The organism is Burkholderia sp. BCC0097, from assembly GCF_902832985.1.
Taxonomy (GTDB): domain Bacteria; phylum Pseudomonadota; class Gammaproteobacteria; order Burkholderiales; family Burkholderiaceae; genus Burkholderia; species Burkholderia orbicola.
On the sequence record NZ_CADFDM010000004.1, the window covers coordinates 192,027 to 212,214 of the forward strand.

A 20,188-nucleotide genomic window follows, 5' to 3' on the forward strand; every position below is an offset into this window, starting at 1 on the left:
GATCCTCGTCGGTGTGGGCGGGCCGTGCATTGCGGCCCGCGCGTATCCTGTTCAAAAGGACAGTTTTGAGGCGAAGCCGACGCCGGTTTAATGGCGACTGTTCGCACGACGGGCCCGCTTGTGCGGGCACCTGTCCCCCCGTCGTTTCACGTGTTGCGGTACCCCTCCGGTTTCGTATCAGGACTGATCGACCATGACCAGCGTTCAAGACGTGCCTCTCCTCGCGCGCGCCGGTGCGCGCGCGTTCGCCTTCGGCGGGATCCGCGCGATCGAACCGCCCTGCGCGTCGGCCCCCGCCCGCGCGCTTGCTCACGAGTATGCCCCGCACGCGCATCAGGCCGGGCAACTATTGTTTACGACGCGCGGCGTATTGGTACTCGACGTCGAAGGCCAGCGCTGGATCACCCCGCCGCTGCGCGCGATCTGGATTCCGGCGCGCACCGTCCATGCGATGCGCGTGGCCGACGACGTCCAGCTCTGCTCGCTCTATCTCGGCGACGCGCTCGGCGCGCGGCTGCCGGCCACGCTGTGCGCGATGACGGTATCGCCGCTGCTGCGCGAACTCGCCACGCGCGTGTCGCATCCGTTCGATTGCAGCGTCGACCACGATCCGCTCGCGCGCCTGTTCGCCGACGAACTGAGCGAACTCGCGCAGACGCCGCTCACGCTGCCGCTGCCGCGTGACCGGCGCTTGCTGAAGCTGTGCGAGCGGCTGCAGCGCGAGCCGCACTGCGAGTTGCCGCTCGACACGCTCGCACGCGACGCCGCGCTGAGCGCGCGCCATCTGGCGCGCCTGTTTCGCAGCGAGACCGGCATGAGCGTGGCCGCGTGGCGTCAGCAACTGCGGCTGTCGATGTCGCTCGCGCTGCTCGCGAGCGGCATGCCCGTCACGCAGGCCGCGCATCAGGTCGGCTATCGCAGCCCGACCACCTATGCGGCCACCTTCAAGCGCGCGTTCGGCGTCACGCCGAGCCAGTACCTCGCGGCCGCGGAAGCGGCGGCGCGCTGACCGCCGCCGCCGCGCTCAGCGGGCGGTCCAGCGCGGCACCGTTTCGAACGCGTGCTCGACCGCGTGCACGATCCGGTCGACGTCCTCGCGACCGATCACGAGCGGCGGCGCGATCGCGAGCCGGTTGCCGAGCGAGCGGATCAGCACGCCTGCATCCCGCGCCGCGTCGGCGAGCGCGGCCGCATAGCCGTCCGACGGCTCGATCGATTCGCGCGTCGCCTTGTCCTTCACGAGGTCGATGCCGACCAGCAGGCCCTTGCCGCGCACGTCGCCGACGACCGGATAGCGGTCGACGAGCGGCTGCAGCCGTTCCAGCAGGTACGCGCCTTCGCGCGCCGCGTTGCCGGCGAGATCCTCGTCGACGATGATCTGCAGGTTCGCGAGCGCGGCCGCGCAGACGATCGGGTGGCCCGAATAGGTGTAGCCGTGCATCAGCGTGCCGATGCCGCCCGGGTTGGACGCGAACGCATTCTCGATGCGGCGGTTGACGATGGTCGCGCCGAGCGGCAGATATCCCGACGACACGCCCTTCGCCAGGCACATGATGTCCGGCGCGACGCCCCAGCCGCGGCTGCCGAACGCGGCGCCGGTCCGGCCGAAGCCCGTCACCACTTCGTCGGCGATCAGCAGCACGCCGTGGCGGTCGCACACTTCGCGCACCAGCGGCCAGTAGTTCGCGGGCGGCACGATGATGCCGCCGGTCGCCTGCACCGGTTCGGCGATGAAGGCGGCCACGGTGTCGGGCCCCTGGAACAGGATCTCGCGCTCGACGAGCGACGCGCACAGCCGGCCGAGTTCCTCGGGGTCATGCGTGAACGGGTTGCGATAGATCCACGGCGTCTCGACGTGGAAGCAGCCGGCGAGCGTCGGCTCGTAGTTGCGCCGGTAGACGGTGTTGCCGGTGACGGAGCTGCCGCCGAAGTGCGAGCCGTGATAGGCCTGGCGCAGCGCGATGAACTTGGTGCGCTCGGGCTGCCCGGCCACCTTCCAGTACTGCCGCGCGATCATCAGCGCGGCCTCGACGGCGTCCGAGCCGCCGGAGCCGAAGATCACGCGGCTCATGTCTTCCGGCTGGAGCATGTCGATCAGCCGCGCCGACAGTTCCTCCGCGCGCGGATGGCTGAACCCGGCGAACACCGGGTGATATTCGAGTTCGTCGAGCTGCCGGACGATCGCTTCCTTGATCTCCCGCCGGCCGTGGCCGACATACACGTTGAACAGCGACGCGACCGCGTCGAGATACGGCCGGCCGGTGTCGTCGTACAGGTAGCAGCCTTCGCCGCGCGTAATGCGGATCGGCGAGCGCGACGCGGCGAGCGGATGTTGCCGGGGATGCCAGAAGCGCGATTCCGAATAGGACATGACAGGACTCCGTAGTGATTCGGTTGGATGGGGCAACACGGTGACGCAGGCGATTTTCAGCCGGCGAGCGCCGCCGGTTGAAAGTCGAGCCGGCTTTCGAGGGCGCCGAGCGTCGCGAACGGTTCGTCGAGCGCCACGCGCATGAATGTCAGGAACTGGCCGACGTGGGCGTTCAGCGCGTTGCGGCTGTAGTACTGCGGGCTCGCGTCGAAGTCGAAGCGCAGCGGTTCGCCGTTGCGGCGGTCGGTCAGGTTCGCCATCAGGTCGTCGGTGGTGCCGACCGACAGGTTGTGCGACGTCGTCACGCAGTCGCCGAACCGCAGGTCGTAGTCGAACGCCATGATGTTGATCTCGGGGCCGAACACGCCCTGGCCGTTGTCGAGCGACGTCAGTTCGCGGTGGAGGTCGCCCATCCGGTAGCGCTGGTGCTGGCGCAGCGCGGTCATCTCGCGGTTTGCCTGGCGGCACAGGTCGTCGAGCGTGTGGCCCGGCTCGACGTGCAGGCGCAGCGGCAGCATGTTCGCGCACTGCGTCGGCGTGCGGCGCTCCCGTGCCGACGTGCGCGCCATCGCGGCGACCGACAGCACGATGTCGTGCGCGCCGGTGTTCAGGTACAGGTAGGCGGCGGTCAGCGCGGTGACGAGCCGCGGCACCGTCGACGTGAACAGCCCCTTGGCGACCGCCTCGATGCGCGCGCTCTCGTTCGCGCTCGCGATGCGCGTCTCGCGCAGGTCGGGCCCGTCGTCGCGCTGGGGAAAGCGCGCGGGGCCGGCGAGCGTGACCGTGCGCGGCTGGTCCGCGAAGCGTTCGAGCCAGTAGCGGCGATCGTGCGCGAACTGTTCGGACGCGCGGTACGCGTCTTCGTCGAGTTGCAGCTCGGCGAGCGACGCGAAGCGCGCGGGCGGCGCCTTGACGCCTGCCGCGAACGCGCTGTACAGCTCGGCGGCGCGGGTGGCGATCAGGCTGCCCGAATAGCCGTCGACCAGGATGTGCGCGTAGCCGTGATACCAGTAGTAGTGATCCGGTGCGATGCGATACAGCGTGTGACGGAAGAACGGCCCGCGCGCCAGATCGATCGCGCCCGTGCAGTGCGCGCGCATGCCGGCGAGCGCGACGGCGTGTGCGTCTTTCGTGCCGGCGAGGTCCACGCGTTCGAGCGCCCAGTCGTCGGCGAGCGTGGCGTCGAGCACGCGCACGGGCGTGTCGCCATCCAGCACGATCCGCGTCGTATGCAGCGTCTGCGCCTCGCGAATCACCTGCCGCAGCGCGCGTTCGAATGCGTCGGTGTCGAGTGCGCCGCGAATCTCGAAATACTCGGCCGCGTAGATATGCGTCGACGGGACGGGATACGCGAGGGCCGCCTCCCAGAAATCCCGCTGCGGCGCGGACAGCGGCAATTGAAGCGTCGAATCGATCACGTCGTTTCTCCTGGAAAACTTATTCCGGTGGATGAATTAAATGCGTGTATTTGTTTAATGAAAAATGCATATTCGCATCGTGTATTTCATTTTTTGATGAATCGCAATTCTTATCCTAGACAGTCCAATTTGCAGCTGTCAATTCCGTGCGGTTTTGTTGGTAATTCGTAAAGTCCTTGCCAGTAAAGGCTTTGAGGGGTGAGTGAATAGTCTGGTCCGGAAAGAATATGAGAATGTCCGTTTTGAATAGGCGGCAAATTGGCAGCTTATTTAGCATCGACGCCTGAAATTGCTGCGCAAGCCGAAAACGGCCTGCGGGCAATTCGCCGGAAACGGTTTCCGGCGCCGGAAGCCGGCGCAGTGGGCTGGCGCGAGCGGACATTACTAGGAGAGTCCCGTGAATCAACTGGAAGGGCTGGAGCGAAAAATCGGCGAGCAGCACGAGCGGCTCGCGCATCATCCGGTGTTCGGATCGATCCGTACCATCGACGAGCTGCGCGTGTTCATGGAATGGCACGTATTCGCCGTGTGGGATTTCATGTCGCTCGTGAAGCGGCTGCAGCAGGACCTGACGACCGTCGCGGTGCCGTGGGTCGCGCCGCGCAACGCGAACGCGTCGCGCCTCATCAACGAGATCGTGCTCGGCGAGGAATCGGACGAAACGCCGAACGGCCACATGAGCCACTACGACCTGTACCTGCACGCGATGCGCGATGTCGGCGCGTCGACCTCGCGCATCGAGGAAATGGTGTCGCTGGTGCGCTCGGGCTTCTCGGTGTCGGCCGCGCTGAAGGCCGTCGATGCGCCGGAGCCGGTGATCCGCTTCGTCGAGGCGACGATGGCCGCGTGCACGTCGGGCGCGACGCACCAGGTGCTCGGCAACTTCTTCTACGGCCGCGAGAACGTGATTCCCGACATGTTCCGCACGCTGCTCGACGAATGGAAGATCGAGCGCTCGTCGATCCCGCTGCTCGTGTATTACCTCGACCGCCACATCGAAGTGGATTCGGGCGAGCACGGGCCGGCGGCGCGCGCGATGATCCGCGAGGCGGCCGACGGCGACGCGGCGAAGCTCGAGGAAGCGCTGCAGGCCGGGCTCGATGCGATCGACGAGCGCATGCGCCTGTGGGACGGGCTGCTCGCGCATCTCGGCCAGACCCGCAACGTGGTGCCGGCATGAACGCGCGCGGGCTGTCGGAGCGCATCGTCGATTTCGCGGCGCTCGAGTGGGAGCACCCGGCGGCGTTCGACGACGGCATCGACCAGGTGGTGCTCGTCGACACGCTGGACGAGCACGCGAAGCGCGGCATCCGGACCCGGATCGTGCGGTTCGATCCCGGCGCGGGCACGAGCGTGCCGTTCCTGCACGACTACCACGAGGAAGTGCACCTGATCGACGGCGACCAGAGCCTGGTCGACGTCGCGACGCGCGAGTATCGCGCGACGTATCGGGAAGGCAGCTACTTCGTGCGCCCGGCCGGCACGCCGCATGGCCCGTTCCGCAGCGACGCGGGCTGCCTGCTGCTTGAAATCCATTACTACGGTTCCCCGGAGGACACGCGATGACGACCGCCGTCACCTACGTGAGCCACGTCGATCGCTGGGAGGCGCGCGCGACCGTGCGATCGCGCCCGCGGCGGATCGTCGAGGACGACGAACTGCGCTATTACCCGCTCGAACGCCAGCCGCTGTGCGCGCACCCGGCGATCGTCGATGCGGGCGATGCGGTGCGCGATTTCGTCTTGCTGCAGAGCTTCTACAAGTACATCCAGGACGTGATCATCTTCGAGACGGAGATCGTCAACGCCACCGCGCTGCGGATCGCGCGCGGCCGCTTCGCGCATCCGTTTCCGTTCGCGTGCCGGCAGGATGCGATGACGGTCGTGATCGACGAGGACTACCACGCGTACGTCGCGATGGACTACCTGCGGCAGGTAGAGGAGGCCACCGGCATCGCGCCGCTGCCGCCGAACAGCGAGATCGAGCTGTCGCGGGCGATTCCGCGCGCGGTCGAGCGGGTCGGCGCGCAGTACCGCGACGGCATGGAGCTGCTGTGCGTCGCGATCTCGGAGAACACGGTCACGGCGGAAGTCGCGGCGTTCTCGCGCGACGCGACGCTCAAGCGCTCGGTGAAGGGCGTGATGGCCGATCACCTCGCTGACGAAGGCCGTCACTCGGCGTTCTGGATCAATCTCGTGAAGCTGTACTGGTCGGAGATCGACGAACCCGCGCGGCTCGCGCTCGGCGAGGGGCTGCCGTGCTTCCTGCGCGAATACCTGAGTGCCGACCTGCAACTGCAGTTCGATCGCCGCCTGATCGATGCGCTCGACCTGCCGGCCGCCGAGCGCGCGCGGATCGCGGACGACATGGTCGGTGCCTATCCGATCACGAGCCAGCATCCGATGATCGTCAACATCCGGCAGTTCTTCCGGATGAGCGGCCTGCTCGATCACGCGCCGACCCGCGCGGCCTTGTCCGACTACCTGTGAGTCACGTCGATGAAAGCGATCATCATTGCGATCGGCGGGCAGACCCGTCTCGCCGCACGGCTGGCGGCTGAACTCGAGGCGACCGGTCATACCGTCTGTATCGCCGACGGACGCGACGGCCCGCTGCGCGACGCGGCCGATGCGCTGCTGTTGCCGGCGCCGGCGCCCGAACCGTTGCGCAACGCGGCCGAGTGGTCGATCGTCTGCGGGGCGCCGGACCCTGCCGTGCACTGCGCGCACGCACGGCCGCTGCATTGCGAGATCGTCGCCGATGCGTTTCCGCCGCGCGAGGTGCGCGTCGCGTGGCTCACGGACGCGGCGCCGGGCGACACGCGCGTGCTGGCCGACGCGACGCTCGCGTTCGGCGCGACGCTCAACGGCGCCGACCTCGCGGACGAGATCGCCGCATGCGCGGTCGATCTGATGCACGAAGTCGCGAGCGGGATCGCGCGCGAGCTGAGCGATCCGAACGACGCGCCGCGCGCCACGCCGCCGGGGCCGGCCGATATCGTGCTCGATCTCGAACGGCTGGCCGGCTGGCATGCGTCGAACGACACCGCCGCCGCGTGGCCGTGCGAGCCGTCGCTGCCGGAGCTCGTGTCGCGTGCGGCGGCCGCTGCGCCGGATGCGTGCGCGCTCGTCGCGGCCGACGGCCAACTGACCTATCGCGAGCTGGTCGCGCGGGCCCGCCAGGTTGCCGCGCGTATTGCCGCTCGGCCGGCCGCGCCGCGGGTGGTCGCGGTGCGGCTCGACAAGGGCGTCGCGCTGTACCCGGCGATCGTCGGCGTGCTGGGCGCCGGCGCGACCTGCGTGCCGCTCGATCCGGCGTTTCCGCCCGAGCGGGCCCGGACGATCCTGCGTGAATCGGGGGCGCAGGCGCTCGTCGTCGGCGGTGCGGTCGAGCCGGCGCTGCTCGACGGATTCGACCTTGACGTGATCGACTGCGGCGCGCACGCGGAAGCGGACGCGCACGCCTCGCCCGATGCACTGGCCGGCCAGTGGCCGCTCGAACGGGATGCGGACCGCGCTGCGCGCTGCGCGGTCGCGATCTACACGTCGGGTTCGACCGGCGTGCCGAAGGGTGTGATGCTGTCGCACCGGAACATCGTGCAGTTCTGCCACTGGTATCGCGCGCACGTGTCGCTCGATGCGTCGTCGCGCGTGCTGCAGTTCTCGACGGTCGCGTTCGATGCGTCGCTGCTCGACATGTTCCCGACCTGGCTCGCCGGCGCGACGCTGGTCGCGCCGAGCGAAGCGCAGCGCCGCGAACTCGACGCGCTCGCGGCGCTCGTCGCCGACGCGCGCATCACGCACGCATTCCTGCCGCCCGCGCTGCTCGCGGCGCTGCCGGATTGCGACTGGCCCGCGCTCGCGCATCTCGTCACGGGCGGCGACGTGTGCGACCCCGACACGATCGCGCGCTGGAGCGCGAACCGGCGGCTGCACAACATCTACGGGCCGACCGAATGCACGGTGCTCGCGACGACGGGCGAATTGCGCGCCGGCGACAGCAACCGGCGCATTGGCCGGCCGATCGCGAACGCGCGCTGCCATGTGCTCGCGGCCGGCGGCCGTCCGGCGCTCACCGGCGAGGAGGGCGAGCTGTGCATCGCCGGCGCGGGCGTCGGGCTCGGCTATCTCGGCCGGCCCGACCTGAGCGCCGAGCGTTTCGTCGCTGACCCGTACGGCACGCCGGGCGCGACGATGTACCGGACCGGCGACATCGCGAGCTGGGAGCCGGACGGCACGCTGCGCTACGTGGGTCGCCGCGACACGCAACTGAAGATTCGCGGTTTCCGCGTCGAGCCGGGCGAGATCGAGACGGCCGCGCTGGCGGCGGGGCTGTACCGCCAGTGCGCGGTGGTGCCCGACGAGCGCAAGCGCATCCGCCTGTTCGCCGCGAAGCCGGTCGATGCGGCGGCGACGCCCGACGCGCTGCGCGCCGTGCTGGCCGCCACGCTGCCCGACTACATGGTGCCGTACGACATCACGACGCTCGACGTGCTGCCCGCGACGCCGAACGGCAAGATCGACCGCGCCGCACTCGCGCGCCTGCCGGTGTCGCGTGCGGGAAGCGACACGCGCGACGCACCGCGCGGCGCGCTGGAGATGCGTCTCGCCGAGATGTGGGCCACGCTGCTCGAACTCGCGCCGGACGAGATCGGCCGCGATGCGTCGTTCTTCGAACTGGGCGGCCATTCGTTGCTGGTGTCGCGGCTGATGCTGGCGGTGAAGCGTGAGCTGGGCGGCAATGCGGCGCTCGCGCGTTTCATGGAGCGGCCGACCATCGCCGCGCTCGCGGCGCTGCTGACCGACGAGTCGGGCGAACGCGGCGCGAACGTGCCGGCGCGCGTGCACGACGATCGCCGCCTGCCCGACGACGTGCGATTGCCGGCCGACCAGCCGGCGGGCGACGGCCCCGGCGCGGTGCTGTTGACCGGCGCGAACGGCTTCCTGGGCAGCTTCATCCTCAGCGAACTGATCAGCCGCACCAACCAGATCGTCTACTGCGTCGTGCGCGGCGACGACGATGCGAGCGCGCGCCGGCGGCTCGACGAAGCGGCGTTCGTCAACGGGCTCGGCCATCTGTGCGGGCATCCGCGCGTGAGGGTGCTGCGCGGCGATCTCGGCGCGCCGCGCCTCGGGCTGTCGGATGCGGTGTGGCAGACGCTCGCGGACGAGGTCGGCGCGATTCATCACAACGGCGCACACGTGAACCACGTGTACGACTACCCGTATCTGCACGCGGAGAACGTCGGCTCGACGCTCGAACTGCTCCGCCTGTGCTGCAGCGGCCGCCGCAAGGCGCTGCATTTCGTATCGACGCTATCCGCGGCGAGCGCGACGGGCCCGACGGGCCGCCTGATCGAGGCGGCCCCGTCGGAGGCCGGCCCTGCCTTCGTCAACAACGGCTACAACCTGACGAAGTGGGTGTCCGAGCATCTCGTTGCCGAAGCGGCTGCGCGCGGGATCGACACGACGATCCTGCGGCCCGGCAACATCACGGGCCATTCGCGCACGGGGCTGTGCCAGCCGGGACGCAACCGCATCCTGCTGCTGCTCAAGGGCGCGGTGCAGTTGGGTTGCGCCCCGCTCGCGAGCGAGGGCGGGCTGTTCGACCTGAGCCCGGTCGACTATCTGGCGCGAGCGATCGTCGCGTGCACGCTCGACGGTGCGCGCACCGAGCGCGTGTTCCATCTGCACAACCCGCGCCCGCTCGACTGGGCCGGCTATCTGCGCGCACTCGCGCGGCGCGGCTATCCGCTGCGTTTCGAGGCGCCCGAGGTCTGGCGCGAGCGGTTGTTGTCGATCGACGAATCGAATGCGCTGTTCGACGTCGTCGCGTTCTATCTCGACGACCGGCAGGACGATATCGGCGACATGGCCGTGATCGACCACGCGCGCACCGAGGCGACGCTGCGCCGGCTCGGCGTCACGTATCCGGACAAGGACGACGCGCTGCTCGATGCGCATTTCGGCTATCTCGCCGAATGCGGCTTCATGCCGCCGCCGCCCGAGCCGGCGCCGCGCGCGAACGACGCCCGCCGCGACGCCGAACCCGAACCCGCGTGGTGAAGACGTACCCCGTTTGATCAATCGCTGTCATCGCATCATTCATCAAGGAGGCATCATGCTGCAACGTACTGCAACGCAACCCCGTCCGTCCACGCTCGTCTATGCGCCGCAAACGCCGATCCTGTCCGGCTCGGCCGATCTCGACGTGCCGGCGCGCGATGCGTGGCGCGTGGTCGGCGATTTCGCCGGCTTCTCGCGCTTCATCACGGGGCTCGACCATACCGACATGATCGGTGAAGGCGTGCGCTCGCTGCGCATCAAGCATTTCGCGGACGGCAACGTCGTCGTCGAACAGCTCAACAGCCACGACGACGAAGCGATGGTGATGACGTGGAGCCTGATCCACACGTCGTTCGACATCGGCAACCTGTGGGCGCTGATGCGCGTCGAGCCGCGCGGCGATCAGGCCTGCACGGTGACGTGGGACATCGCCGGCGAACCGTCGCACGGCGGCGCCGCGCGCCAGCCGGAATTCGACGCGTTCGTCACCGGCTTCCTCGACATGGCGATGACGAACCTGCGCGCGCTGTTCAAGCCGCAGTAACCGTGCATCGCCCGCCGGCGCCGTGCGGCTACGCGGCCGCGCCGGCCCACGCGCCGGCCTTGCCCGGCGCGTGGCTTTTTTTCCCGGCCGGTGGTGTGCACGCGTCGTCGCGCGCTTGCGCGAACGCATCGCGCAGCGCGGCCTTCATGAAGTCGACCCAGGCGCGCGTCTTCGCGTCGAGATGCTGGCGCGACGCGTACACCAGGAACACGCCGATTTCCTCCGCCTGGTAGTCGGGCAGTACACGCACGAGCGCGCCCGAGCGCAGGTCGGCCGCGGCGACGAAGTCCGGCAGCAAGCCGATTCCCGCGCCTTCGCGCACCGCGATCGCGAGCGACGCGGCGACGTCGGCCGTCATCGACGGATCGACGTCCACCGTTTGTGCTTCCGCACCGTTCCACAGCGTCCAGATGCGCTCGTGATACGCGGGCGCGACCAGTTGCACGCAGCGATGGTGAACCAGCGCGCCCGGCGAATCGGGCATGCTGTGCGCATCGAGATACGCGGGCGACGCGCACAGCACGCTGCGGATGCGGCCGACGTCGATCGCGACTTGCTCGGAACTCGGCAGGCTCGGCATCGCGATCACCGCGACGTCGTAGCTGTCGCGCACCAGTTTCGGCAGGTGCGGCGCGAGCGTCAGGTCGACGCTGACGTCCGGGTAGCGCGCCTGGAATTGCCCGATCAGCGGAATCACGAAATGGTTCGCGATGCTGGCGCTGCAATGCGCGCGCAGCCGGCCATGCGGATGCACGCGCGCGTCGCGCGCCTCGCGCTCGCTCGCATCGACGGCCAGCGTGATGTCGCGGGCGCGTGCCAGATAGCGTTCGCCCGCTTCGGTCAGGCACATCGAGCGCGTCGTGCGGTTCAGCAACCGGATGCCGAGACGATGCTCGAGCGACGCGACGAGCCGGCTGACGTGCGCGGTCGTGATGCCGAGCCGTTTGCCGGTCTCGGTGAAGGTGCCCGCGTCCGCGAGCGTGACGAACGCCTGCATGCTTTGAATCAGATCCATCGGGATAACGAAACCTCCGGCTGGCCGTATGGCAATGCCGCTACTGTAGCGACGGCCACCGCACGCCGCGCGCGCGCATCAGCGATCGATCGTCGCAAAACGGACAATCGACGCGGGGGTCAGCGCCGCCGGAAGTATTCGCTCGGCGCGACGCCGAGCGCCTTGCGGAACATCGCCGCGAATGCGCTGGGGCTGTCGTAGCCGTGTTCGAGCGCGAGTTCGAGGATCGGCGTGCCGGCGGCGAGGCGCGGCAGGCTCAGCAGCAGCCGCGCGTGGCGGCACCATGCGCCGTGCGTCATGCCCGTCTCGCGCTTGAATGCGCGGGCGAGCGTGCGCTCGTTCATGTGCGCGTCGCGCGCCCACGCCTGCAGCGTGACGGCCGACGACGGGTCGTTGATGAGCCGCGTGCACAGCGCGACGAGCGCGGGATGGCGCGGCATCGGCACGTGCAGCGACAGCGACGGCGCGATCTCGATCTCGTCGAGGATCAGCGCGAGCACGCGGCCGGCGCGGTGCGACAGGTCGTAGTCGGCGGGCAGGTCGCAGGCCGTCACGATCAGTTCACGCAGCAGCGTGCCGACCTCGATCACCCGGCATTCGGTCGGCAGGCTCGGCCGCACTTCGGGGCCGACGAACACGGTGCGCATCTGCACGTCGCCGGCCGAGCGGATCTCGTGCTGCGTGCCGCCCGGCACCCACACCGCGCGGCCCGTCGGCACGACCCAACTGCCCGCGTCCGCGTGCACGATCATCACGCCCGAAATCGCGTGGATCAGCTGGCCCTGGCGGTGCGAATGCGGCGGGTACGCCATGCCCGCCGGCGAGTCGGAGGCGACGACGGCGATCTGTTTGTCGCGCGCCTGGCGCTCGAGTGCGATGAAGAAATTTTCCAATTGATCGGGATTGTCCTTTTCTCGACGACGAATGCGCTTTACGCGCGAGATCGACCGCATAGGTCGAAATTACCATAAGCCCATCGTTTGTTCGACCTCCTTGCCACCCGATGCGCGTTCCGTCCCTTCCGTCCGCTTCGCCCGTTTCTCCCGCCGTCGATGCCCGCGCGCGGCGCGTTCGGCGCGCCACCTGTGCGGCCGTGCTGCTGGCTTCGGCCGCGCTGGCCGCGTGTTCGGTCGGCGAGCCGTACCGGCCGCCGGTGTCCGACGCAACGCGCACCGGCCCGTTCGACGCGGTGGCCGACGTGCCGGCCGCGGCGGCCGGCGAACCGCCGCAACGCTGGTGGCGCCTCTACGACGATCCCGTGCTCGATGGTCTCGTGCGCGATGCGCTCGCGCAGAACCGCGATCTCGCGGCGGCCGTCGCACGGGTCGAGCGTGCGCGCGCCGTGTTCGACGAGGCCGGCGCCGCGCGGCTGCCCGACACGACGGCCGGCTTCGGCGTCGACTACGGCAAGCACGCGCCCGACCAGATCGTCGCGGCGGCCAAGGGCACCGATGCGCGCACGCGCTGGGGTTTCGCACCGTCGTTCTCGCTGTCGTGGGAAGTCGATCTGTGGGGCCGCGTGCGCCATCTGGTCGATGCCGCGCGGGCCGACGCCGACGCGGTGCAGGCCGCGTCCGATGCGATGCGCGTCGCGGTGGCCGCCGAGACGACGGCCGCGTATGCGCAGGTGTGCGCATACGGCGAGCGGATCGACGTGGCCGAGCAGTCGGTCGGCATCGCGGACCGGCTGGCCGCGCTGACGGCGAAGCAGCGCGCGCACGGGCTCGTGTCCGACCTCGAAGTGGCGCGTTCGCGCGCGTTCGCCGACGACACGCGCGCCGATTTGCCGGCGCTCGTCGGCTCGCGGCGCGCGGCGCTGTACGAACTCGCGGTGCTGACCGGGCGCGCGCCCGGCGCGCTGCCCGACGCCGCCGCGCATTGCCGCACCGCGCCCGTGCTGGCACGGCCGTTCCCGGTCGGCGACGGCGCGTCGCTGCTGCGCCGCCGCCCCGACCTGCGCGAGAGCGAGCGCCAGCTGGCCGCCGCGAATGCGCGGATCGGCGTGGCGACGGCCGAGCTGTATCCGTCGATTTCGCTCGGCGGCTCGGTGAACTGGCTGTCGACCGGCGGCGATCCGTCGACGCTCGGCGACAAGTACGCGATCGCCTGGGGCGTCGGCCCGCTGATCACGTGGCGCTTTCCGAACATGGCGGCGAGCCGCGCGCGGCTCGCGCAGGCCCGCGCCGACGACACGCTCGCCCGTGCGCAATTCGATGCGCAGGTGCTGCGCGCGCTGAAGGAAACCGAGCAGGCGCTGGCCCGCTACGGCGCCGCGTGGCGCCGCCGCGCCGCGCTCGAAACCGCACGCGCCGAGCATGCGCGCGCCTATCGCCTCGCCGAGCTGAACTACGAAGCCGGCGCACTCGATTTCCTCGGCGTGCTCGACGCGCAGCGCAGCCTCGTCGCGGTCGATTCAGCGCTGGCCGAGTCGACGCAGCAGGTCTCGCTCGACCAGGTCGCCGTGTTCAAGGCGCTCGGAGGCGGCTGGCAACCGTAGCCGGCCGCGTTCGCAGCGTCCCTGTCCGTTCTCTTGCACGCCCACTCATCATTCCGATCATGAGCACGACTGCCGTACCCGAAAAAGCCAAAACCGCCCGGTTCTCCCGGCGCCAACTGATCGCCGCGGGCGTCGTGCTCGCCGTCATCGCGCTCGCCGTGTTCGGCTGGCATTGGTGGACCGTCGGCCGTTTCATCGAAAGCACCGACGACGCGTATGTCCGCGCCGACGTCGTGACCGTCAGCTCCCGCGTGTCGGGTTACGTCACGCAAGTCGCCGTCGACGACAACCAGCCGGTGAAGCGCGGCGACGTGCTCGTGCGGCTCGACGACCGCGACTATCGGGCGAAGGTCGACGATGCGCAGGCCGCCGTCGCGGCGGCCGACGCGACGCTGCAGGCCGAGCAGGCAGCGGCCGCGACGCTCGACGCGCAGATCGGCCAGCAGCGCAGCCAGATCGCGCAGGCCGACGCCGATGCGGCCGCCGCGCGCGCCGAAGCCGCGCGGCGCGACGCCGATGCGACGCGCTACAAGCAACTGCTGGCCGAATCCGCCGCGAGCGGGCAGCGCTGGGAGCAGGCCCACGCGGACGCGTTGAAGGCGCGCGCCGAACTGACCCGCGCCGGCGCGGCCGTGCGGGTGCAGACCGACCAGCAGACCGTGCTGCAGCGTCGCCGTGAACAGAGCACCGCGGCGATCGCGCAGGCGCGTGCCCGGCTTGCAGCGGCCCAGGCGAAGCTGGCGCTCGCGCAGCTCGATCTCGACCACACCGTGATTCGCGCGACGCGCGACGGCAGCGTCGGCCAGCGCGCGGTGCGGGCGGGCCAGTACGTCGAAGTCGGGATGCCGCTGCTCGCGGTGGTGCCGCTGAGCGACGTGTACGTGGTGGCGAACTTCAAGGAAACGCAGTTGGGCGCGATGCACGACGGTCAGCCCGTCCAGATCGACGTCGACACCTATTCGGGCCATACGCTGCACGGCCGCGTGATCGGCCTGGCGCCGGGTTCCGGCGCGCAGTTCGCGCTGCTGCCGCCCGACAACGCGACCGGCAACTTCACGAAGATCGTGCAGCGCATCCCGGTGAAGATCCGCGTCGATGCGCCGCCGGCCGGCGTCGTGCTGCGGCCCGGGATGTCCGTGATCGCGCGCGTCGACACGCGCGGCACGCAGGGGGCCGGCACGTGAGCACGACGACCGCGCAGGCTGCGCACGAAGACACCGTTTCGCTGCGCGCGTGGGTCGCCGTGCTCGGCGGCGTGTTCGGCTGCTTCATGGCCGGCATGAACGTGCACGTGACCAATGCGTCGCTGCCCGACATCCGAGGCTCGCTCGGCGCGAGCTTCGAGGAAGGCTCGTGGATCACCACCGCGTACCTGGTCGCGGAGATCGTCGTGATTCCGCTCACCGGCTGGCTCGTGCAGGTGTTTTCCGCGCGGCGCGTGCTGCTGGTCGGCGCGACCGGCTTTCTCGCGTTTTCGCTCGCGTGCTCGGTCGCGCCGAGCATCTCGACGATGATCATCGCGCGGGCATTGCAGGGCGCGTTCGGCGGCGTGCTGATCCCGCTGTCGTTCCAGTTGATCGTCACCGAATTGCCGCCGTCGAAACACCCGCTCGGGATGGCGCTGTTCGCGATCGCGAACAACGTCGCGCAGGCGGCGGGGCCGTCGGTCGGCGGCTGGCTGACCGACATGTATTCGTGGCGCTGGATCTTCTATCTGCAGATTCCGCCGGCCATTGCGCTGGTCGCGGCGATCGGCTGGGCGATCCGGCCCCTGCCGGTACAGCTCGGGATGCTCAGACGGGCCGACTGGTTCGGCATCGCGACGATGGCGGTGGGCCTGAGCGCGCTGCAGATCGTGCTGGAGGAGGGCGGGCGCAAGGACTGGTTCGCGTCGGACCTGATCGTCGAGCTGTCGATCGTCGCGGCGCTCGGGCTGGCCGCGTTCGTCGCGATCGAGCTGCGGCGCAAGGAGCCGTTCATCAACCTGCGGCTGCTCGGCCAGTACAACTTCGGGATCGCGAGCCTGATGCAGTTCCTGTTCGGTGCGGTGGTGTTCGGCGTGGTGTTCCTCGTGCCGAACTACTTTGCCGAGCTGCACGGCTACAGCGCGCGCGACATCGGCCTCGCGATGATTCCGTACGGGCTCGTGCAGTTCGCGATGTCGTTCCTGACGCCGCCGCTGATGCGCCGCACCAGCCCGCGCACGACGATCGTGCTCGGCTTCGTGCTGGTCGCGGCCGGCTGCCTGATGAACATCCACCTCGACGCCGACGCCGCGTCGAACGTGATCGTCCCGTCGCTGATCGTGCGCGGGATCGGGCAGTCGTTCGTCGTGATCGCACTGGCCGTGATGGCCGTCGACGGGATCGAGAAGGCGCAGCTCGGCTCCGCGTCGGGCGTATTCAACATGGTCCGCAACGTCGGCGGCGCGATCGGCATCGCGGTGATGAGCCAGATCGTCGTCGAGCGGCAGAAGCTGCACGCGATGCGCATCGGCGAGGCGGTCACGCCATTCTCCGAAGCGTTCCAGGAGCGCATGGCGATGCTTGCGCGGCTGCTTTCCCGCGTGCATGCGCCGCGCGCGGACGTGCTGCCCGGCGGATCGATCTCCGGCGTGCAGGAGCTGGCGCTCGGGCTCGTGAACCAGCGCGTGATGCGCGAGGCGCTGCTGATGGCGTACAGCGATACGTTCCTGATCGCCGGAATCGCGATGATCGGGTGTACGGCGGCGGCGTTCGTGTTGCGGGGGAAGAAGAAGGCGTGACGGCGGAGGGTTTGCAGCCGGTCGCCGCGTCGCCATGCCGATAGCGGCATGACGACAGCCGCGGCGCGCGCGATGCCCTCCGGTCAGCGGACGAGATCGCGCAGATCGGCGGTGGCTTCGTCCAGCACGGACTGCCAGTCGGCGAACGTCTTCTGCCGGTATAGCGACACGCTCGGATAGAACGCGCTGTCGCGGCGATCGTGCTGCCAGACCCAGTGCGGGTTCGCATCGAGCAGCACCCACGTGAACTGGCCCAGCGCGCCGCTCAGGTGGGCGGCCGACGTGCAGACGGTGATCACGAGATCGAGCGCGCCGATGAAGGCGGCGGTGTCGTCGAGCGTTTTCCATTCGCGGGTGGTGTCGGTCACGACGAAGCCGTTCGAGCGGGCGGCTTCGATGTCGTGCTGCGCGCCGGGCTGCAGCGAGTAGAACGCGACGTCCTGCTGCAAGCCGCCGAATGCTTCCGCGAATCGTTCCAGGCCCACACGGCGGAAGCGATTGCGCGGGTGCGTGAGGTTGCCCGTCCACGCGAGCCCGACCTTCAGCCGCTTCTCGCCGGCGAGCGCGGTGCGCCACGCGTCGGTGGCTGCCGGGTCGGCATGGAGATAAGGCACCGTCGTGGCGATCGTGTTGCCGTCGAGGCCGAGCATGCCCGGAACGCTCATCAGCGGCAGTTCGAAATCGAATGCGGGCAGATCCTCGATCCGCGTACTGGTGTCGAACACGTCGACATGCCGCGCGACGCTGCGCTCGAGCAGCGCGCCCATCACCGGAAACGCATTCCACACGATCCGGCCGCCTTCGCGATGCACGCGCTCCGCGAGCGGCGGCACGTAGCGACAGAACTGCAGCGCGTCGCCGAGCCCCTGTTCACCCCATACGAGCAACGTCTTGCCTTTCAGCGATTCGCCGCGCCAGCGCGGGCCGGAAAACGCCGGCAGGCTGCCGCGCAATTCGGCCGACCCTTCCCAGCGCGATTCGTAGTTGACCCACCCCGAGGCGTAATCGCCGCGTGCGAGTTCGAGCAGCGACAGGTTGTGGCGGTACGTCGCGCTGTGCGGCGCGCGTTCGACCGCGAGCGCGGCGTATTGCTCGGCCTCGTCGCGGCGTCGCGCTTCCTTCAGCGCGAGGGACGTGTTGTTCAGCGCCAGCGCATTGTCCGGTGCGAGCGTGGCCGCTCGGGTGGCGGCGCGCAACGCGCCGTCGAGATCGAAGCGGTCGAGGCGCGTGACGACGGCGTTGGTCCATGCACGCGGATCGTCGGGGTTGTCGTCGAGCGCACCTTCGATCAGCGCGAATTCCACTTCGGGATCGCCGCCGGTGAGGCGGATCGCCAACGCGAGGTTGTTCTTGAGCGACGGCCACGACGGGGCGAGTTCGAGCGTGCGGCGATACGGTGCGAGGGCGTCCGCGTGGCGGCCTGCCATCTGCATCGCGTAGCCGCAGTTGAATGCGGCCGTGGGCGAGTCGGGACGCAGGTCCCAATGCGCGGCGGCCAGTGCGGCCGCGCGTCCGACTTCACCGCGATCGATCAGCGTTTGCGTGGCGGTCGCGACGGCGTCGTCGTTCACGTCGAGCGTCGTGTCGTCGATGCCGTGTACCTGCCAAGCGGTGTCGTCGAAAGCAGGTGTGTCATGGGCCGGGTGGGTCTGCATGGGATGGGCTCTCCGGAAATCCGCACGCATGTCGATGCGGCGGGCGATTGCGTGGTCTATGTCGGGGGCACTGGTGGCTTGCGCTTTCGGGCACAAGCGGCGCGGCGCCGTCTTGATTGCCACTTTATGGACCGGCATCCGGCAACTGAATAAGACCAGTCCGATTTGGCGATTTCGTACTCAATCACTGGAGCACGCCGACTTCATCTGCCGTCACGTTTGTAGTCCCAGTCCGATTTTTGCGTTCGCGGTGTGCCAATAAGACCTGTCCGATAGAGATCGCGGCCGACGATCTTTTTAATACGCGGTATTTCGGCTGACGTCGTTCGGCCAGCTCAGACAGGGAGTACTGATTGATGCGTACGGCAGATTTTCCGGTGAATGGCACTGTGTTCGGGAGCGGCGCGCGCGAGGCTGGGCTTCCGCCACGCGCCGTGACGATGAATGCGCACCCGACATTGACGATTCAACGGTGATGTCGTGCGGAATAGGACTCGGCTGATTGTGCGGACGTCGTATGCGCTTCGACAATGCGAAGGTCGGGCGGCTGCATGGTACGCGCCCGATACCTCGTATCCGAAGCTCCGCTTCGTTGGACGCGCTGCCCGGTTACCGGGCAGCGTATTTTTCTCCGCGCGCGGCCGAAGCGAACGATGTCCTCGGCATCGGCCAAACCGGACGGACACACATGAATGCCTTGCGGCGACCGGTGGGCTCGGTCGCGTCTGCACCATTTGGGTCGCAGGTTGGGAGAACGCTGCCTCATGCGAGCGCAGGGCATTCATCTCTGTCTTTCCGTCCGTCGATCGTCGCCGTGTGACCGGCGACGACGACGCTGCAAAGCCCTGCGCAACCGGCCCGACCGGTTCGCACGTCAGGCCTGGCCGTGATGCGATCGCTCGCGCGCGGCCTGTCAGGCACCGACCCGGTCGGTTGTCCGCGGCGAAGCTGCCGCACCTCCTCCCGGCCGCCATCGCGTGCGGCACCTCCCTCCATCGATGAAGGAATCGTCATGAAGAAGCATCACATTTCCATTGTTTCCACGCTGATCGCACTCGCGTGCGCCTGCGGCGCCCCTGTCGCACGCGCCGCAGGCACGAAAACCGAAACGCCGCTGCCGTCGGGCGTCGAAGCGGTCGTCAACGACACACCCATCGCGCGCAGCGATGTGGACGTCCTGATCCATCAATGGGGTCAGGCCGATACGCCGGCGCTGCGCGAGCAGGCCAGGCGCGAGCTGATCGCCCAGCAACTGGTCGAGCAGGCGGCGGAAAAAGCCAACTACGGCAGCCGCCCCGAAGTGAACCGCGTCGTGATGCGTGCACGCACGGTCGCGGCGACGGATCTCTACCTGCGTGACAACCTGCACCCGCAAGCGGTGACCGATGCGCAGGTGAAGGCGCGTTACGACGACGTCGTCGCGAATGGCGGGCAGTTCGAATATCGCGCGGACGTGATTGCCGTGGCCGATCCGGCCGAAGTGAACGCGCTGGTCGCGGAGCTGAAGCAGGGCGCGGCGTTCGATGCGGTGGCGAAGAAGTACAACACGACGCCGAACGGTGGTGTCGCGCAGTGGGTCGAGTTGCGTACGCCGGTGGCGGAAGGGAAGACGGGTGGTTTGCCGCTGCCGCTCGCGCAGGCGATTACGTCGCTGCAGCCGGGTGCTGTCGCAGGCCCGATCCGCGTCGGCAATGCATTCGCGATCGTGAAACTCGACGAGAAGCGTGCGACGGTCGTGCCGACCTTCGAGGCGGCGAAGAACGTATTGCGTCAGCAGCTCGAAGCGCAGGCGCAGCAGCGTGCGATGACGGCGCTGGTGGACAAGCTGGCCGGGCAGGCGACGATTCAGCAGTAAGTGG

15 protein-coding genes are annotated in these 20,188 nt (G+C 69.0%); 10 read left to right on the forward strand and 5 right to left on the reverse strand.

Features of this window, described 5'->3' with window-relative positions:
• Positions 1–193 precede the first annotated feature (193 nt).
• Positions 194–1,009: a helix-turn-helix transcriptional regulator gene (locus HWX07_RS14640; RefSeq protein ID WP_006490827.1), complete on the forward strand. Its 816-nt coding sequence runs from the start codon at positions 194–196 to the stop codon at positions 1,007–1,009.
• Between the two features lie 15 nt (positions 1,010–1,024).
• Here the strand turns inward: HWX07_RS14640 and HWX07_RS14645 are convergent, their stop codons facing one another.
• Both HWX07_RS14645 and HWX07_RS14650 read right to left on the reverse strand, forming a co-directional pair.
• Positions 1,025–2,371, reverse strand: coding sequence for an aspartate aminotransferase family protein (locus HWX07_RS14645; RefSeq protein WP_175876700.1), 1,347 nt, complete (start codon positions 2,369–2,371; stop codon positions 1,025–1,027).
• 56 nt (positions 2,372–2,427) lie between these two features.
• On the reverse strand, positions 2,428–3,789 hold the full coding sequence (locus tag HWX07_RS14650) for a condensation domain-containing protein (RefSeq protein ID WP_175876701.1): 1,362 nt from the start codon (positions 3,787–3,789) through the stop codon (positions 2,428–2,430).
• Between the two features lie 397 nt (positions 3,790–4,186).
• Between HWX07_RS14650 and HWX07_RS14655 the strand changes: the two genes are divergently transcribed.
• From HWX07_RS14655 to HWX07_RS14675, 5 genes are read left to right on the forward strand one after another with little or no spacing between them, the layout of a single operon-like run.
• Positions 4,187–4,969, forward strand: coding sequence for a DUF3050 domain-containing protein (locus tag HWX07_RS14655; RefSeq protein ID WP_006479991.1), 783 nt, complete (start codon positions 4,187–4,189; stop codon positions 4,967–4,969).
• Complete coding sequence (locus HWX07_RS14660) at positions 4,966–5,355, forward strand: hypothetical protein (protein WP_006479990.1); 390 nt, start codon at positions 4,966–4,968, stop codon at positions 5,353–5,355. Before HWX07_RS14655 ends, HWX07_RS14660 begins: the two co-directional genes overlap by 4 nt.
• Positions 5,352–6,278 carry a diiron oxygenase gene (locus tag HWX07_RS14665; RefSeq protein WP_006479989.1) on the forward strand — a complete coding sequence of 309 codons (927 nt, stop codon included), beginning with the start codon at positions 5,352–5,354 and terminating at the stop codon, positions 6,276–6,278. The genes HWX07_RS14660 and HWX07_RS14665 overlap by 4 nt, the downstream gene beginning before the upstream one ends.
• Positions 6,279–6,287: 9 nt before the next feature.
• On the forward strand, positions 6,288–9,854 hold the full coding sequence (locus HWX07_RS14670) for an amino acid adenylation domain-containing protein (RefSeq protein WP_175876702.1): 3,567 nt from the start codon (positions 6,288–6,290) through the stop codon (positions 9,852–9,854).
• A gap of 55 nt (positions 9,855–9,909) precedes the next feature.
• The gene (locus tag HWX07_RS14675) at positions 9,910–10,398 is read left to right on the forward strand and encodes an SRPBCC family protein (RefSeq protein WP_006479988.1); all 489 of its coding nucleotides are present in this window, start codon (positions 9,910–9,912) and stop codon (positions 10,396–10,398) included.
• A 28-nt stretch (positions 10,399–10,426) separates the two neighbouring features.
• On the opposite strand, the gene HWX07_RS14680 is transcribed toward HWX07_RS14675, so the two are convergent.
• Together HWX07_RS14680 and HWX07_RS14685 are read right to left on the reverse strand one after the other, a co-directional pair.
• A complete protein-coding gene (locus HWX07_RS14680) occupies positions 10,427–11,413 on the reverse strand; it encodes a LysR family transcriptional regulator (RefSeq protein WP_175876703.1) in 987 nt (328 codons plus the stop codon).
• 119 nt (positions 11,414–11,532) lie between these two features.
• A complete protein-coding gene (locus HWX07_RS14685) occupies positions 11,533–12,306 on the reverse strand; it encodes a helix-turn-helix transcriptional regulator (RefSeq protein ID WP_006494477.1) in 774 nt (257 codons plus the stop codon).
• A 200-nt stretch (positions 12,307–12,506) separates the two neighbouring features.
• On the opposite strand from HWX07_RS14685, the gene HWX07_RS14690 reads away from it, so the two are divergent.
• The 3 genes from HWX07_RS14690 to HWX07_RS14700 are packed head-to-tail and all read left to right on the forward strand — an operon-like array spanning position 12,507 to position 16,674.
• On the forward strand, positions 12,507–13,910 hold the full coding sequence (locus tag HWX07_RS14690; protein ID WP_244129988.1) for a TolC family protein: 1,404 nt from the start codon (positions 12,507–12,509) through the stop codon (positions 13,908–13,910).
• Positions 13,911–13,969: 59 nt separating this feature from the next.
• A complete protein-coding gene (locus tag HWX07_RS14695) occupies positions 13,970–15,094 on the forward strand; it encodes an HlyD family secretion protein (RefSeq protein WP_012338921.1) in 1,125 nt (374 codons plus the stop codon).
• A complete protein-coding gene (locus tag HWX07_RS14700) occupies positions 15,091–16,674 on the forward strand; it encodes a DHA2 family efflux MFS transporter permease subunit (protein ID WP_175876705.1) in 1,584 nt (527 codons plus the stop codon). The genes HWX07_RS14695 and HWX07_RS14700 overlap by 4 nt, the downstream gene beginning before the upstream one ends.
• A gap of 83 nt (positions 16,675–16,757) precedes the next feature.
• Here the strand turns inward: HWX07_RS14700 and HWX07_RS14705 are convergent, their stop codons facing one another.
• The gene (locus HWX07_RS14705; protein ID WP_175876706.1) at positions 16,758–18,329 is read right to left on the reverse strand and encodes a tetratricopeptide repeat-containing glycosyltransferase family protein; all 1,572 of its coding nucleotides are present in this window, start codon (positions 18,327–18,329) and stop codon (positions 16,758–16,760) included.
• Between the two features lie 1,012 nt (positions 18,330–19,341).
• On the opposite strand from HWX07_RS14705, the gene HWX07_RS14710 reads away from it, so the two are divergent.
• A complete protein-coding gene (locus HWX07_RS14710) occupies positions 19,342–20,184 on the forward strand; it encodes a peptidyl-prolyl cis-trans isomerase (RefSeq protein WP_053526735.1) in 843 nt (280 codons plus the stop codon).
• Positions 20,185–20,188 lie beyond the last annotated feature (4 nt).